At 64.5% G+C, this 15,870-nt stretch carries 16 protein-coding genes; 3 read left to right on the forward strand and 13 right to left on the reverse strand.

Annotation, left to right across the window (positions count from 1 at the left end; translation table 11 throughout):
- Positions 1 to 40: 40 nt before the first annotated feature.
- From JQ616_RS26430 to nth, 5 genes are all read right to left on the reverse strand, one after another.
- Entirely contained in the window at positions 41 to 553 is a 513-nt protein-coding gene (locus JQ616_RS26430; RefSeq protein ID WP_212019622.1) for an isoprenylcysteine carboxyl methyltransferase family protein, read from the reverse strand.
- Positions 550 to 1,602 carry a type III polyketide synthase gene (locus tag JQ616_RS26435; RefSeq protein WP_212020172.1) on the reverse strand — a complete coding sequence of 351 codons (1,053 nt, stop codon included), beginning with the start codon at positions 1,600 to 1,602 and terminating at the stop codon, positions 550 to 552. Before JQ616_RS26435 ends, JQ616_RS26430 begins: the two co-directional genes overlap by 4 nt.
- Before the next feature lie 125 nt (positions 1,603 to 1,727).
- A complete protein-coding gene (locus JQ616_RS26440) occupies positions 1,728 to 3,356 on the reverse strand; it encodes an MFS transporter (protein ID WP_212019624.1) in 1,629 nt (542 codons plus the stop codon).
- Entirely contained in the window at positions 3,343 to 4,488 is a 1,146-nt protein-coding gene (locus JQ616_RS26445) for an HlyD family secretion protein (protein ID WP_212019626.1), read from the reverse strand. Before JQ616_RS26445 ends, JQ616_RS26440 begins: the two co-directional genes overlap by 14 nt.
- 59 nt (positions 4,489 to 4,547) lie before the next feature.
- Positions 4,548 to 5,324, reverse strand: coding sequence for an endonuclease III (gene nth, locus JQ616_RS26450; protein ID WP_212020174.1), 777 nt, complete (start codon positions 5,322 to 5,324; stop codon positions 4,548 to 4,550).
- A 22-nt stretch (positions 5,325 to 5,346) separates the two neighbouring features.
- Here nth and JQ616_RS26455 point away from each other — a divergent pair, with 22 nt between their 5' ends.
- Together JQ616_RS26455 and JQ616_RS26460 are read left to right on the forward strand one after the other, a co-directional pair.
- Positions 5,347 to 5,907, forward strand: a complete 561-nt coding sequence (locus tag JQ616_RS26455) for a DUF2244 domain-containing protein (protein ID WP_249137285.1) — start codon at positions 5,347 to 5,349, stop codon at positions 5,905 to 5,907.
- Positions 5,908 to 6,019: 112 nt separating this feature from the next.
- Positions 6,020 to 6,916: a methylated-DNA--[protein]-cysteine S-methyltransferase gene (locus JQ616_RS26460; RefSeq protein WP_212020178.1), complete on the forward strand. Its 897-nt coding sequence runs from the start codon at positions 6,020 to 6,022 to the stop codon at positions 6,914 to 6,916.
- Between the two features lie 181 nt (positions 6,917 to 7,097).
- Here the strand turns inward: JQ616_RS26460 and JQ616_RS26465 are convergent, their stop codons facing one another.
- From JQ616_RS26465 to dnaK, 8 genes are all read right to left on the reverse strand, one after another.
- Positions 7,098 to 7,721, reverse strand: coding sequence for a 2,3-bisphosphoglycerate-dependent phosphoglycerate mutase (locus JQ616_RS26465; protein WP_212019628.1), 624 nt, complete (start codon positions 7,719 to 7,721; stop codon positions 7,098 to 7,100).
- Between the two features lie 47 nt (positions 7,722 to 7,768).
- Positions 7,769 to 8,581, reverse strand: coding sequence for a 4-hydroxy-tetrahydrodipicolinate reductase (gene dapB / locus JQ616_RS26470; protein WP_212019630.1), 813 nt, complete (start codon positions 8,579 to 8,581; stop codon positions 7,769 to 7,771).
- A 65-nt stretch (positions 8,582 to 8,646) separates the two neighbouring features.
- Entirely contained in the window at positions 8,647 to 8,949 is a 303-nt protein-coding gene (locus JQ616_RS26475) for a DUF1330 domain-containing protein (RefSeq protein WP_050424071.1), read from the reverse strand.
- A 23-nt stretch (positions 8,950 to 8,972) separates the two neighbouring features.
- The gene (gene pyrF, locus JQ616_RS26480) at positions 8,973 to 9,683 is read right to left on the reverse strand and encodes an orotidine-5'-phosphate decarboxylase (RefSeq protein WP_212019632.1); all 711 of its coding nucleotides are present in this window, start codon (positions 9,681 to 9,683) and stop codon (positions 8,973 to 8,975) included.
- Between the two features lie 6 nt (positions 9,684 to 9,689).
- Entirely contained in the window at positions 9,690 to 10,268 is a 579-nt protein-coding gene (locus JQ616_RS26485; RefSeq protein WP_212019634.1) for an NADPH-dependent FMN reductase, read from the reverse strand.
- A gap of 130 nt (positions 10,269 to 10,398) precedes the next feature.
- The gene (locus JQ616_RS26490) at positions 10,399 to 11,001 is read right to left on the reverse strand and encodes a class I SAM-dependent methyltransferase (protein ID WP_212019636.1); all 603 of its coding nucleotides are present in this window, start codon (positions 10,999 to 11,001) and stop codon (positions 10,399 to 10,401) included.
- A 100-nt stretch (positions 11,002 to 11,101) separates the two neighbouring features.
- Positions 11,102 to 12,229, reverse strand: coding sequence for a molecular chaperone DnaJ (gene dnaJ / locus JQ616_RS26495; protein WP_212019638.1), 1,128 nt, complete (start codon positions 12,227 to 12,229; stop codon positions 11,102 to 11,104).
- A 176-nt stretch (positions 12,230 to 12,405) separates the two neighbouring features.
- Complete coding sequence (dnaK, locus tag JQ616_RS26500; protein ID WP_212019640.1) at positions 12,406 to 14,307, reverse strand: molecular chaperone DnaK; 1,902 nt, start codon at positions 14,305 to 14,307, stop codon at positions 12,406 to 12,408.
- A gap of 577 nt (positions 14,308 to 14,884) precedes the next feature.
- Between dnaK and JQ616_RS26505 the strand changes: the two genes are divergently transcribed.
- Positions 14,885 to 15,820 (forward strand): hypothetical protein, encoded by a 936-nt coding sequence (locus JQ616_RS26505; protein ID WP_212019642.1) that lies wholly within the window; start codon positions 14,885 to 14,887, stop codon positions 15,818 to 15,820.
- Positions 15,821 to 15,870: the final 50 nt, after the last annotated feature.

The raw sequence follows: 15,870 nt of genomic DNA on the forward strand, positions 1-15,870 counted from the left end.
GCGGCCGATGGACGATCGGTTCGATGCTCCGCCCCGTCGCTCATGGCGTGCTGATGCGCGGCCAGTCGGAAACGGAGAGCGCGCGGGTCTCGGCGCGAATTCGGATTGCGAGCACCGCGAGATTGAGCACGGTGAAGATCAGCGCCAACGCGGGCAGATGCAGCGCGAGTGGGAGCAGAGCGATTTCGCCGACGACGACGGCGTAGTTCGGATGCGGGAAATATCGGTACGGCCCGGACGCCACCAGCGGCGCACCCGGCAACACGATGATCCGCGTGGTCCATCGCGGCCCGAGCGCGGCCAAGATCCACAGCCGCAAGCCCTGCAACATCACAAAGGCCGCCAGCGCCGCCAGGTTGACTTGCTGGTCGCGGCCCCAGATCCACAGCGCGATCAGCCAGCCGGCGTGAAGCAGCACGATGAGCGGGTAGTGATCGGCGCCGACCTCGATTGCACCCCGCGCCAGAAGCCGCTCCGTGTTACGGCGAGAGAGCACGAGCTCGCCGAGACGCTGCAGCGTGACCAGCGCAAGGATGACCGAGGCGAGGCTCATGCCACGTTCCTCAGCACCACGCAGCTCAGCGTGAAGCCGGGCCCGAGCGCCGTAAGCAGCGAACGCTGTGGCAATCCCTTGGCGAGGGCGCGTTCGAGGACAAAGAGAACCGTCGGGGCCGACATGTTGCCGCAAGCCGCGATAACATCGCGTTCGTGATCGAGCGTGCCCTGATCGAGCGCGAGCGCCCGCTCCAGCGCGGTGATGACCTTGGAGCCGCCGGGATGGCAGAGAAAGCGATCGATGTCATCGGTCGTCAATTGCATCCGAGCGAGGATTTCGGCAACGGCCGGCCCAAGATGATCGCGGACGAAATCCGGAATGGTTCGTTGAAAGACGACGCCGAAGCCTTCCGGATCGACCGTCCATCCCATGATGTCGAGCGTATCCGGCCAGAGCTTTTCGCCGGCCGACTCGATTCGCGTTGTACCGCCGTCGCCGGCACGCAGCACGATTGCGGCGGCGCCATCGCTGAACAGGCTGGCGGCAACGATGTTCGCCTTGGTCAGTTCATCGTGCCGGACCGCGAGCGTGCAGAGCTCGAGCGCAACCAGCAGCACGTTCGCTCCGGGTTGCGCTTGCGCCAGCCGCGAGGCGATCGACAGGCCCGACACGCCGCCTGCGCAGCCCAGGCCGAACACCGGCACGCGCGACACATCCGTCCGCAAACCGAGCTTGCCAGCGACGCGCGCCTCCAGCGTCGGCGTCGCGATGCCCGTCGAGCACACCGTGACGACGACATCGATGTCGTTGCCGCTCAGATCAGCACGCGCAATCGCCTTGCGGGCGGCATCGACGAATAACGCCTCCGCGCCTTCGAGGAACGCCTGCGTCCGCTCCGGCCAACCGCGCCGTTCGAGGTACCATTCGATCGGCTTCACGCCATAGCGATGCTGAATGCCGGTGTTGGCGAACAGGCTGGAGAGCGTCTCGAACTCGGGATAGCGGTCGGCCAGGAGACCACGCGCGGCCTGCAGGACTTGTCCCTGATGGAATAGATGCGGTGGCACCGCCGTCGCCATGGAAACAAGCGCGGCCGTCTGCTTGATCTCGGTCATCGTGGCTCCAGTTCCCCCGGTTGTGGAACCACGCGATGTGCAAAATATTTCAGATGTCCGCGACATCAGTCGCGCGCCGCATTCACTATAAATTGACCCAATCTGTGGGGCGCCCGTCAGGAAGCTGCGACGTCTCGCTTGCGTAGCACGTTCTTCAAAAGGCCGAACGGCACTGGCGACAGCGGACCTTGCGGCGCGCGCGTAATCAAGGCGACCAAGAATAACGCAAGGATCGCGAGCCAGAAGCACAGCCAGAAGCCGTCGATATAGGCGAGCGTATTGGCCTCGCGCTGCACCAGCGCCGCGAGCGTTCCGACGGCCCGGCCCATCGCCGCCCCGATGCCGTGGCCGGAGAATTCACCCGCCAGCCGCTTCAGCAGGTTCACGACGTCGACATCGCCGTTCCGGACGTGCTGTCCGAGATAGTTCGAATGGATCTGCTCGCGGACGCGCAGCCAGGTGCCCATCAATGCGATGCCGAATTCGGCGCCGCCGAGCCGCATGATCTGGATATAGGCCGCGAACGCCGTGGCCCGCGACGGATCGGAATTCGCCAGCGCCATGATGATGATCGGCAGCAGCGTGAAGGCCTGGCCGACCGACGTCAGCAGCACGATGCCGACGAAGTCCTCGCGCGCCCAGACATGACTCAACTGGGTGCCCCAGAGATTGGCTGCCGCGAACGCCGAGAAGCCGAGCACCACGACGATGCGCGGATCGAGATGGCGGAGCAGCAGGATCGAGACCGGCACCAGCACGAACATCGGCAGCGCGCCATAGGTGAACAGCAGCACGCCCGACTGCTCCGGCCGCAGCGCACCGACGCTGCCGAGGAAATTCGGCACCAGCGACGAATTCGACAGGCTGGTCAGCGTGTACAGCAGGATGATGACCAACGAGAGTCCGATATTGCGTGAGAACAGCACGTTGAAATGCGCCCAGGGGCGCCGCGCAACCATTTCGTTGATCATGAATCCGATGATCAGGACCCCGCCCGCGATCAGCAGCGCCATCACGGTGCCCGACGACAGCCAGTCCAGTCGGTTGCCCTGATCGAGCCCGGCATAGACCATCGACACCCCGGCGCCGAGCAGCAGCATACCGCCCCAATCGGCGTGGTGCAGCAGGTCGCGATTGACCGGCTCCTTCGGGGTACCGAGATAGACCATCAATCCCATCAGCGGCGCGATCACCGCGCCCTGCCAATACAGCCACTGCCAGCCGAGGTGATCGACATAGAAACCGACCAGCGAGCTCGACGAGTCCAGCGCGAAGCCGACGCGGATCGAGTACATCGCGATCCCCGGCAGCCACCAGCGGATCGGCAAATTGCGCAGGATGATCATCAAGGTCGCCGGCACGAAGGTGCCGAGCAGCATGCCATGCGCGATGCTGAGTGCGATCAACGCCGTGTAGTCGCGCACGAACGGGATGATCAACGAGATCACCGCATAGACCAGGCTCGGAATGCCGAGCACGCGCCGCAGGCCGAACACGGTGGCGAGCCAGGCCACTGCCGGAGCGATGAAGATCTGTGAGCCGATCGCAGCTGTCGAGAGCCAGGCGCCCTCGTCGAAGGTCAGCGAGAACGCGCCGCGCAAATCGGGCAGCCCGACTGAAGTCAGGCGGCTGTCGAAATTCGCCAGGAACGCACCGAGCAGCACGGCGACGACGGCGAACAGCGGATAGCGCGCGACGTCGCCGCGCGAGATCGGACCGCGGTCGCGGTCGTCACTTTCCGCCATTGGCGACCGCCTCGCCGGTGTTGATCCGCGTCACCACCGACATGCCCGGCAGCAGGCGGTCGAGCAGCGGCTGGCCCTTGTCGAACTGGATGCGCACCGGGATGCGCTGCACCACCTTGGTGAAATTGCCGGTGGCGTTGTCGGGCGGTAGCAGCGCGAATTGCGATCCGCTGGCCGGCGCGATGCGCTCGACGACGCCGCGCAGCCTCTGGCCCGAGAATGTATCCACCGTGACCTCGACCGGCTGACCCGGCCTGACGTTGGTCAGCTGGGTCTCCTTGTAGTTGGCGATCACATAGACATTCGGCAGCGGCACGACATTGACCAGATTGGTGCCGATGTTGACGTAGTCGCCCGGCTGTACCTGGCGTTCGCCGGTGACGCCGTCGAATGGTGCTGCGATCCTGGTGTAGCCGAGCTTGAGCTTGGCCGACGCCAGCAGCGCCTTGGCGGCGTCGAGATCGGCGGCGCGCTGCTTCTTGGTGCCTTGCAGGACCTCGAGCTGATGGCGCTGCGCTGCGATCACCGCGCGGCTGGCCTTCACGTCGGCCTCGGCCTTGGCGTAGGATGCGGTCGCCTGCTCGAGCCGCTGCCGCGTGCCGGCATCGGTTTGCGACAGCGACTGCTGACGCTCCTCCTCCTGCTTTGCCAGAGTCTGCTGCGCCTCCGCGGATAGCCGCGAGGCCTCGGCCTGCGCGATCGTCGCATATTGCAGCTCGACCTGGTTGTTGAGGTTGTCGAGCGCGGCCTGCGCACCGACCACGCCGGCCTCGGCCTGTGCGACCTGCGCCTGATAATCGGCCGGATCGATCTGTACCAGCAGATCGCCGGCCTTGACGCGCTGGAAATCGGAGATGGCGACCGTGAGCACTTCGCCGGAGACGCGGCTGCTGAGCTGGGTCAGCTCGGCACGCACATAGGCATCATCGGTGGTCTGGATCGTGGCGCTGCCGACCCATGCGTTCCAGCGGCTGGTCGCGATCGCAACGAACACAAGCGCGACGAGCACTGCAAACAGCGGGATCGCGAAGCGGCCCCAAAAGCTGCTGGCCGCGGGCTTGGCTGGCGCTGCCGCCGGAATGGGCGCGGTCTGGCTGGCTGGTGACGGACCGTCTTGAACCTGCTCTGCCACACCACACTCCTCAATCAAAACGCCGAACGAACCTAGTAGCACATCATGACGATCGTGCCTCAGACGGTCTTCTCCGGCCACCGGCAAAGATCGTTGATCAGACACACTTCGCAACGCGGCCCGCGCGCGAGGCAGGTGTAGCGGCCATGCAGGATCAGCCAGTGATGGGCGTGCAGCATGAACTCGGTCGGGATCACCTTCTCCAGTCCGAGCTCGACCTCGAGCGGCGTCTTGCCGGGTGCGAGACCGGTGCGGTTGCCGACCCGGAACACATGGGTGTCGACCGCCATCGTGTGTTCGCCGAACGCCATGTTGAGCACGACATTCGCGGTCTTGCGCCCGGCACCGGGCAGTGACTCGATTTCAGCGCGGGTGCGCGGCACCTCGCTGCCGAATTCGGCGATCAGTTTCTCGGAAAGCGCGATGACGTTCTTGGCCTTGTTGCGATAGAGCCCGATGGTCTTGATGTAGTCGCGCACTTTGTCTTCGCCGAGCTCAAGCATCTTCTGCGGCGTGTCAGCGATCGCGAACAGCGCCCGCGTCGCCTTGTTGACGCCGGCGTCGGTTGCCTGCGCCGACAGCACCACCGCAACGAGCAGCGTGTAGGGGTTGAGATGCTCGAGCTCGCCCTTTGGCTCGGGATTGGCTTTGCGGAACCGATCGAAGGCCTCGTAGACCTCCGCCGCCGTCCAAGGTTTCGGTTTCGCGGCCTTCTTGGTGGTCGGCTGCTTTGCCGCGCGTTTGGCCGGGGGCTTGGCCGCTTTCGCGGCCTTCTTCTTCGGAGCGGACCGAACACTTGACGTGCCGGCGCGTTGTGAGCGGATGATTTTGGCCATGAACGGGATATACTGATACGTCATGACCGCAGGCAACGACTTTGATCCGAGCGACGGCCTCGGGGCCAACGGCCTCGAGACGGATGCGCTTGAGGCGGAGCCGAAGCTGTTCTCGGCGCTGCTGACGCCGCACCGCTCACTGAACCGCAGCGGCTTCATCGTGCTGATGTCGTTCGTCACCGTGATCAGCTTCATCGCCGGCGCGGTGTTCTGGTGGCTCGGCGCCTGGCCGATCTTCGGCTTCTTCGGCCTCGACGTGCTGGTGATCTACTGGGCGTTCAAGGTGAATTTCCGTAGCGCCAAAGCGAGCGAGGAGATTACCGTGACGCCGTCGGAACTGCGGGTGCGCAGGATCAGCCACCGCGGCCACGTCGTCGAATGGGTGCTCAATCCGCTCTGGGTGCGGTTCGAGCAGATCTCGCATGAGGAGTTCGGCATCGAGCGGCTTTATCTGGTGTCCCGGGGCCGCCGGGTCAGCGTCGGCAGCTTCCTGAGCCCGGACGAAAAGGCTAGCTTCTCCAAAGCCTTGAACGCTGCCTTGAACGCAGCGAAACGCGGGCCCACCTACAACCCAATTGCTTGATCGAGCTTATTTTTGAGCATGATCTTGCCGGAAAACCGGTCCCCACTTTTCCGGATCATGCTTGTCAGAAATCGGGTGGTTTGGACGCGACATGGCTCCTAAATCAGATACCATGATGACACTCGCCATACATGATCAGCGCCTGGCCAAGCCGGGCCTCCAGAGCGCCGCCCTGCGCGACTACGATTCGGTGCGGCGCGCCATCGCGTTCATCTCCGAGCATTGGCGCACGCAGCCGACCATCGAAGCGATGGCCGACGCCGCCGCCGTCACGCCGGATGAACTCCACCATCTGTTCCGCCGCTGGGCCGGGCTGACGCCGAAGGCCTTCATGCAGGCGCTGACGCTCGATCACGCCAAGAACCTGCTGCGTGATTCCGCCAGCGTGCTCGACGCGGCGCTCGACTCCGGGCTTTCAGGGCCGGGACGGCTGCACGACCTGTTCGTGACGCATGAGGCGATGTCGCCGGGCGAATGGAAGACCGGTGGCGGCGGCATGACGCTGCGCTATGGCTTCCACCCCTCGCCGTTCGGCACCGCGATCGTGATCGCGACCGATCGCGGGCTCGCGGGGCTTGCCTTCGCCGACCCCGGCGACGAGCAGACTGCATTTGCCGACATGACGCGGCGCTGGCCAAATGCGACCTATGTCGAGGACATCGACGGCACCAGCGCACTTGCGCAGCGCGTGTTCGATACGAAGCTGTGGCGCGCTGACCAGCCGCTCCGCGTCGTGCTGATCGGCACCGATTTCGAGGTGCGGGTCTGGGAGACCCTGCTCAAGATCCCGATGGGCCGTGCGGTGAGCTATTCCGACATCGCCTGCAAGATCAGCAATCCGAAGGCCTCGCGCGCCGTCGGTGCCGCGGTCGGCCGCAATCCGGTGTCGTTCGTGGTGCCCTGCCATCGCGCACTCGGCAAGAGCGGCGCGCTGACCGGCTATCACTGGGGCATCACCCGCAAGCAGGCGATGCTCGGCTGGGAAGCCGGCCAGGTCGGCTTGCACTAAGCACCTCAAGCTAAACAGAGCGTCCAGTCTCTCACCGTCACCCTGAGGAGCGCAAAGCGCGTCTCGAAGGGTCGACGGCCCGACTGGTGGCCGTGCATCCTTCGAGACGCGCGCAAGAGCGTGCTCCTCCAGCGACAAAGGCGAAGCCTTTGCGCGGGGATGACGGGATTGATCGCGTCGCTTAGCCCGCCAGATCGACCTTCGACGCAACAGTGGAATCGGCGTTGAGCCGATAGACCACCGGCGCACCGGTTGCGAGTTCGCGCTTGAGGATCTGCTCCGGCGTCAGCTTCTCCAGCACCATGATCAGCGCGCGGAGCGAATTGCCGTGGGCGGCGATCAGCGTGCGCTGGCCGCGCAGCACGCCGGGCAGGATCTCCTGCACGTAATAGGGCAGCGTGCGCGCCAGCGTGTCCTTCAGGCTTTCGCCACCGGGCGGCGGCACGTCGTAGGAGCGGCGCCAGATCAGCACCTGATCCTCGCCCCACTTCTTGCGGGCGTCGTCCTTGTTGAGGCCGGAGAGATCGCCGTAGTCGCGCTCATTGAGCGCGAGATTCTTCGTGGTCGGCAGTCCGGTCTGGCCGATCTGCTCCAGCATCAGCTTCAGCGTGTGCTGCGCGCGGGTGAGATCGGAGGTGAAGGCGACATCGAACGACAGGCCCTGCGCCTTCAGCTTGCGGCCGGCGTCGTTGGCCTCGGCGATGCCCTGCTCGGTGAGGTCGGGGTCCTTCCACCCGGTGAACAGGTTCTTCAGATTCCAGTCGCTCTGACCGTGACGAACGAGCACAAGAAGACGATCACTCATTTCAGATTCCGTTTTCGCTTGGCTGGATTTGATCTCGTCGAGCGGTCTCAGTCGCTCAGGCCGAGGACGTCGGTCATCGAATACATGCCGGGCTTCTTGCCGTGCGCCCACAGCGCCGCCTTCAGCGCGCCCTGCGCGAACAGCGCGCGATCTTCGGCATGGTGCGCCAGCGTGATGCGCTCCGACGGGCCGGCAAAGATCACGCTGTGATCGCCGGCCGCGGTGCCGCCGCGCAACGAGGCAAAGCCGATATCACCCGCACGCCGCGCGCCGGTCAGGCCATCGCGGCCGCGTGCCGAATGCTGCTCCAATGCGATCTTGCGGCCGGCGGCAGCGGCCTCGCCGAGCATCAAGGCGGTGCCTGACGGCGCATCGATCTTGGACTTGTGGTGCAGCTCGAGAATTTCGATGTCAAAGCTCTGGTCGAGCGACTGCGCGACGCGCTTGACCAGTGCGGCAAGCAGATTGACGCCGAGGCTCATATTGCCCGACTTCACCACGATGGCGCGATTGGTGACGCTGCGGATCACCGCGTCGTCGGACGGTGACAGGCCGGTGGTGCCGATGACATGAACGAGGCCGCGCTCGGCCGCGATCGCGACATTGGCGATGGTCGCGGCCGGCACGGTGAAATCCAGGATACCGTCGGCATTGGCCGACATCGACCACAGGTCGGCCGACAGCTTGACCCCATTGGCCGGGAGGCCGGCGAGCACGCCGGCGTCCTTGCCGAGCAGCTCCGATCCCGGCGCCTCCAGCGCACCCACCAGCACCGCCCCCGGGGTTTCGTCAATCACCCGCACCAGCGTACGGCCCATCCGGCCGCCGGCTCCCGCAACAATCAGACGCATGTCAGCCATGGCTCACCTCTGAAAGCCGTATAGCGAGCCATGGCTGTTCCGGCAACCGAGCCGGCTGCCGCCGATCAGGGCTGCGGGCCGTCATAGCCCTCGATGATGATGAGATCGGCGATCGAGTGCGGCTGCCGCACCTTGATGTTGGCCTGGTATTCCGGCGAATTGTAGCAGGCCATCGCGGTCGCATAATCGGGGAATTCGATCACGACGTTGCGGGAGCGGCTCTGGCCCTCGACGCAATTGAGCTGGCCGCCGCGCACCACATAACGGCCGCCGAACTTCTTGAAGATTGCAAGGTTGGCGACTGCGTAGGGCTTGTAACCCTCGTCATTGTGAACGTCGACGCGTCCAATCCAGTATCCCTTCGCCATCTGTCTTCTCCCTTGTTGTTGGTTCAGGCGAGCGCCTGGGCGATCTCGGTGTGAATGGCTTCGGCGGCGGCCTTCGGATCGGCGGCTTCCAGCACCGGACGGCCGACCACCAGATAGTCGGCGCCGGCCGCAATGGCGCGGGCCGGCGTCATGATGCGTTTCTGGTCGCCGGTCGCCGAGCCCGCGGGGCGGATGCCTGGGGTCACCAGGTTCATCTGATCGCCGACGATCTTGCGCAGGGCGGCGGCTTCCTCGGGCGAGCTGACGAGGCCGTCGACACCGAGCGCCTGCGCCTGCCTGGCACGCGCCTCGACCAGCTCGGAGACGTTGAGGCGGTAGCCCGCCGCATGCAGATCGCTGTCGTCGTAGGAGGTCAGCACCGTCACCGCGAGGATTTTCAGGCCGGAGCCAGCGCGGGCTTCGACCGCCGCCTTCATGGTCTGCGGATAGGCATGCACGGTGAGGAAGGTTGCGCCGAGACCGGCGACGCTTTCGACGCCGCGCGCGACCGTGTTGCCGATGTCGTGCATCTTGAGATCGAGAAAGACCTTCTTGCCGCTGCCGGCAAGCTGCTTCGCCAGCGTAAGGCCGCCGGCATAACCGAGCTGGTAGCCGATCTTGTAAAAGGTGACGCTGTCGCCGAGCCTGTCGATCATCGCCTCGGCGCTCGCGACCGACGGCAGATCGAGCGCCGCAATCAACCGGTCTCTGGGTGCGATCTTGGCTGGCTGCATGTCACCTCACATCATGCGTTGGGAATGGTCGATCAGCTGTCGCACCAGCGCGCGCATCGCGTCGATATCGCCCTGGTGCTTCAGACGGTCCATATCGTCATAGGCCTGCTCGGCGAATGACAGCGCGAGCTGGTTCGGGATCACGCTTGCCTGGCACGCCGACAGGATCAGGCGCAGCGCCGCCAGCGCGCGCGTGCCGCCGAGCCGGTTGCCGGATGCGGATGCGATCGCGAAGGCGCGGCCGTGGAACACCTGGCCGCGGGCCTCCTGCGGATCCTGCACGCGGCTGATCCAGTCGATGGTGTTCTTCACCAGCGCCGGCACCGAGGAATTATATTCGGGCGTCACGATCAGCACGCCGTGATGGGCGCCGATCATCCGCTTCAGATTGACGGCGTGCTGCGGCACGCCCGATTTCGCCTGCAGGTCGCCGTCATAGATCGGCAGCGGAAAATCGCCGAGCGAGATGCGGGTGACGTCGGCGCCAAGCTGCGCCAATTCATGCGCCAGCACAGCGGCCAGCTTCGCGTTGAGCGAGCCGGATCGAAGCGATCCCGGGATCACGAGGATTTTCAGCGCGGACATTCTGTAATCGCTGGTGCAGGGCGTACCCAGCGCGACGGCGCTGGCGAGCATTTGCTTTGAAAATGCTCTTAGCTAAGATTCTGCGCGTATTCCATGCGCAAAACCGGTACCCACTTTTGCGGAATACGCGTCAGCCCTTGCGATACACCCAGACCCGCGCGGGCGGAAGGTTCATCCAGATCCGCTCGGAGGCCTCTGTGGACACGCCCGGCAGCGACTTTGGAATCGGGGGAGCCACCGAATAGGTAAACTGGACGAAGGGCGCGCCCGGCGCCAACGCCAGGAAGGCGTCGCGGATCAGCTTCAGGCGGGTCAGCATCGGCTTGGTGACCAACGGCAGACCCGAGACCACAGCAGAGGCCGGAGACTTCATGACATCCCACAGCGTATCGCGCAGCCTGTACGCGTCACCCTGGACCACCTTGGCCTGCGGATAGCGTTCGCGCAGCAGCGCGCAGAAGCCGGGATTGTATTCGACCAGCACGAGTCGCTTCTGATCGACGCCGTGCTCGATCAGCGCGTTGGTGATCGCACCGGTGCCGGGTCCAAGTTCGACAACCGGCCCTTCGGCTTCGGGATCAACATATTGCGCCATGGTGCGCGCAAGCAGCCGTCCGGACGGCATCACCGCGCCCATGTGCAGCGGCTTCTCGATCCATGAACGGAGGAAACGAACCTCGTCGTCGAGACGGAGGGGCTTCTTCGACGCACGCACGGACGATTGCAGAGGCATGTCGCTACCAGGCGGGACCGCGCACAATCGAGCGGTTGTCAGAAAACAGTCATAAACACGTATAGATCGAAGTCGTTACGGTCAAGCAGAACGACTGCGGCTAGGCGGATCGGTTTCCGAAGAAGTCCTTGACCTTAGAGAAGAAACCCGCAGCCTCCGGCTGGGTCGCGCCGGACGACAGTTTTTCGAACTCCATCAGCAATTCTTGCTGCTTCTTGGTCAGATTCTGCGGAGTTTCGACCACAACCTGGACATACATGTCGCCGGTCTGGCGCGAGCGCAGCACCGGCATGCCCTTTGATGCAATGCGGAATCGACGGCTGGACTGAGTGCCGGCCGGCACCTTCACCTTGGTCTTGCCCTTGTCGATGGTCGGCACGTCGAATTCGCCGCCGAGCGCTGCGGTCACCATCGAGATCGGCACGCGGCAATGCAGGTCGGCGCCGTCGCGCTGAAAGAACTGGTGCGTGGTCAGCGACAGGAAGATGTAGAGATCGCCGGGCGGTCCGCCGCGAACACCGGCCTCGCCTTCGCCGGCGAGACGGATGCGGGTGCCGTCCTCGACTCCCGGAGGAATGTTGACCGACAGCGTGCGCTCGCGCGTCACCCGGCCAGAACCGGCGCAGGAGGCGCAGGCGTCCTCGATCATCTGGCCGCGGCCCTGACAGCCGGGGCAAGTCCGCTCCAGCGTGAAGAAGCCCTGGGCCTGCCGGATACGGCCGGCGCCGCCGCAATGCGAGCAGGTCTTCGGCTTGGTGCCGGCCTTGGCGCCGGTGCCCGAGCAGGATTCGCAGGTGACCGAGACCGGGATCTCGATCTGCGCGGTCTTGCCCTGGAAGGCCTCCTCGAGCGTGATCTCCATGTTGTAGCGCAGGTCGGCGCCGCGTTCGCGGCCGCCGCTGCGGCGCTGCCCGGCCATGCCGAACAGATCCTCGAAGATGTCGGAGAAGGATGAGGCGAAGCCGGCGCCGAAGCCGGGGCCGCCGCCGCCCATGCCCTGCTCGAAGGCGGCATGGCCGAAGCGGTCATAGGCGGCGCGCTTGTCGCCGTCCTTCAGCACTTCATAGGCTTCGTTGATTTCCTTGAACCGGACTTCGCTGGAGGCGTCGCCCGGATTCTTGTCCGGATGCCATTTCATCGCGAGCTTGCGGAAAGCCGATTTCAGCTTGGTCTCGTCCGCGTTCCGCTCGACCTCGAGGGTCTCGTAATAGCAGCGCTTGGTGGACATCCTTCAATTCCGTCCGAAGTTCGTGGCCATCGCCCAGGACCAGGCGTGCAAGAACTGCGCTTGCAAGGATTGCGCCTGTCTCGAAGATGCAGCGATCGCCTTAAAGAAAAATGACCCCCACTCCTCCGAGACGCCTGGCGTGCTCATTGGTGTGAGGGTCATGATCGAAAATCCGCTTAAGCAGACTTCTTGCTGTTCTTGTCGTCGTCGACCTCGGTGAACTCCGCGTCGACAACGTCATCCTTGGCAGCGTCCTTGGCCGCATCGGCCTCGGCCTGCTGCTTGTACATGGCCTCGCCGAGCTTCATCGAAGCCTGCGCCAGCGTGTTGGTCTTGGCCTTGATCGCCTCGGCGTCGTCGCCCTTCAGCGCTTCCTTGAGGTCGCTGACGGCGTCTTCGATCGCGCGGCGATCGGTCTCCGGAATCTTCGAACCGTGTTCGGCGAGAGCCTTCTCGGTCGAATGCACCAGGCCGTCGGCATGGTTCTTAGCGTCGACTGCCTCGCGGCGCTTCTTGTCGTCGGCCGCGTTGGCCTCGGCGTCCTTGACCATCTTGTCGATGTCGGCTTCGGACAGACCGCCGGATGCCTGGATCCGGATCTGCTGTTCCTTGCCGGTCGCCTTGTCCTTGGCCGAGACGTTGACGATGCCGTTGGCGTCGATGTCGAAGGTCACCTCGATCTGCGGCATGCCGCGCGGAGCCGGCGGAATACCCATCAGGTCGAACTGGCCGAGCATCTTGTTGTCGGCCGCCATTTCACGCTCGCCCTGGAAGACCCGGATGGTGACGGCGCCCTGATTGTCTTCGGCGGTCGAGAACACCTGGCTCTTCTTGGTCGGGATCGTGGTGTTGCGGTCGATGATGCGGGTGAACACGCCGCCCAGCGTCTCGATGCCCAGCGACAGCGGGGTCACGTCGAGCAGCAGCACGTCCTTGACGTCGCCCTGCAGCACGCCGGCCTGGATCGCAGCACCGATCGCGACGACCTCGTCGGGATTGACGCCCTTGTGCGGCTCCTTGCCGAAGAACTGCTTCACGACTTCCTGGATCTTCGGCATGCGGGTCATGCCGCCGACCAGCACCACTTCGCCGATCTCGCCGGCGGTCAGGCCGGCATCCTTCAGCGCCTTGCGGCACGGCTCGATGGTCTTCTCGACGAGATCGGCCACCAACGCCTCGAACTTGGCGCGGGTCAGCTTCATCGTCAGATGCTTCGGACCGGTCTGGTCGGCCGTGATGAACGGCAGATTGATTTCGGTCTGCGTGGTCGACGACAGCTCGATCTTGGCCTTCTCCGCAGCTTCCTTCAGGCGCTGCAAAGCGAGCTTGTCGTTGCGCAGGTTGATGCCCTGCTCCTTCTGGAACTCGTCGGCGAGGTAGCCGACCAGGCGCATGTCGAAATCTTCACCGCCGAGGAAGGTGTCGCCGTTGGTCGACTTCACCTCGAACACGCCGTCGCCGATCTCCAGGATCGAGACGTCGAAGGTGCCGCCGCCGAGGTCGTACACGGCGATCGTGCCGGCCTTCGTCTTGTCGAGGCCGTAGGCGAGCGCGGCAGCGGTCGGCTCGTTGATGATGCGCAGCACTTCGAGACCGGCGATCTTGCCGGCGTCCTTGGTGGCCTGACGCTGCGCGTCGTTGAAATAAGCGGGAACGGTGATGACGGCCTGATCGACCTTCTGGCCGAGATGCGCCTCAGCGGTCTCCTTCATCTTCTGCAGAATGAAGGCCGAGACCTGCGAGGGCGAATAGGTCTTGCCATCGGCTTCGACCCAGGCGTCGCCGTTCGATGCCTTGACGATTTTGTAGGGAACGAGCTTCTTGTCCTTCTCGACCATCGGGTCGTCATAGCGGCGGCCGATCAGGCGCTTCACCGCAAAGAACGTACGCTCGGGATTGGTCACCGCCTGGCGCTTCGCCGGCTGGCCGACGAGGCGCTCGCCATCGTCAGTGAAAGCAACGATCGACGGCGTCGTTCGCATGCCCTCGGCATTCTCGATCACCTTGGCGTTCTTGCCATCCATAACCGCGACGCACGAATTCGTGGTGCCGAGGTCGATCCCAATGACCTTACCCATGGTTTTGATATCCTCTTTGCTACGGCAGGTTGGTTGGGCCCTGACGGCGCTCCGTACCGAACCCCCAGACGTTCACATACTCGCGATATTGCGACGGTGAGCCTGATATAGGAGAGAGGGTCCTGCCCGCAAGGACTGGACGCAACGTTGAGGCCTGAAAAGACTGACGTTTGAAAGATTGTGTCAGTCCGCCCGCGACATCGGTTCAAGCCCAGCACGACTGCCGGCCAAGTTAACAAATCGGCAATGATGCCGGCCGCCGTCGACCATGAATGTCCACGACGCGACGTCTGCGCTGTTGAGTGAACGCTCACAAACGTCGTATGCGAGAGCGGCGCATCGGTCGAGGGCGCGCTGTTTGGCCGCTGGCCACTCCTCTTGGAAACGTCGGGAAACTGCAAAGTGCCTGCCAATCAGGGCGAAAAGCCCATGGAATCGGGCCTGCAGACCCGGAGCGGAGATTTGGCGGCCTGTTGCAGGGCCATCAAAACCGCTAAAAGCGGTCCGACTGAAAGAGGCCATCCAGCCCTGCACCGGCCCCGTTGCGCGGCCACCAAGCAAAACCGGTAGATCCCCCATGACGCCTTTTCGAGTTCTCGTTGCGGTTGCCTTGCTGATTGCTGCCACCTGTCGTGGCTTTGCCGCCGACGTGGTGTTTCCGCCGGGCGCGCATGTCGGTATGAAACCGCTGGTGGGCCTCGTCCGCGCCAAGTCGTTCATCGGCTTCGAGACCGAGGACCAGGGCGTCAAGGTCCTGATCGCCGACCTGCCGGCGGACGCCTACAACGAGGTCGTGACCGCCTTCAAGGCCAACCCCGCCGGCACCGGAAACATCAAGCCCGAGAGCCTCGAGACGCCGGCCGGCCTCGCCTATTACACCGTCGAGAGCGCGCGCGACGGCGCCAGCAATGTACGGCGCTATTCCATGATCCTGCCGGGACCGACCTTCTCCGGCTATGTCGCGGTGCAGGTGCCGGAGAACGCGAGCAAGATCTACACCGACGACGCCGTGCGGCAGATGTTCGCCACGGCCCAGATCCGCAACGAGGTGCCGGTCGACGAGCAGCTCGGCATGATGCCGTTCAAGGTCACCGAGCTCTCAGGTTTCAAGAATGTCCGCATGCTGGCGCCGGGCGCAGCCCTGCTGCTCGCCGATGGCGACGAGAAGAGCCTCGAGACCAAGCCCTTCATGCTGCTCGGCATCATCGGCTCGGCCCCGGCCACGCCCGATGATCGCGGCCGTTTCGCCCAGCAGATCGCCACCACGATCCCCGGCGTGCGCGACGGTCGCATCACCATGTCCGAGCCGATCCGGATCGACGGTCAGCCCGGCTTCGAGACCCGGATCGACGCCGTCAGCGGCAAGGACAACACCCCAGTGACCATCGTGCAGTGGCTGCGGTTCGGCGCGCAAACGTCGATGCGCGTCATCGGCAGCTCGCCGCGCACCGACTGGGAGACCGCCTTCCCGCGCTTCCGCGCGGTGCGCGACGGCATCCAGCCGCGCGGCTGACCGGCCGTTCGCAAAGATTCGGACTTCCGCAGGTCCACGAACGGAACTAG

Origin of the sequence: Bradyrhizobium tropiciagri (genome assembly GCF_018130545.1) — a bacterium.
Lineage (GTDB): Bacteria > Pseudomonadota > Alphaproteobacteria > Rhizobiales > Xanthobacteraceae > Bradyrhizobium > Bradyrhizobium tropiciagri_A.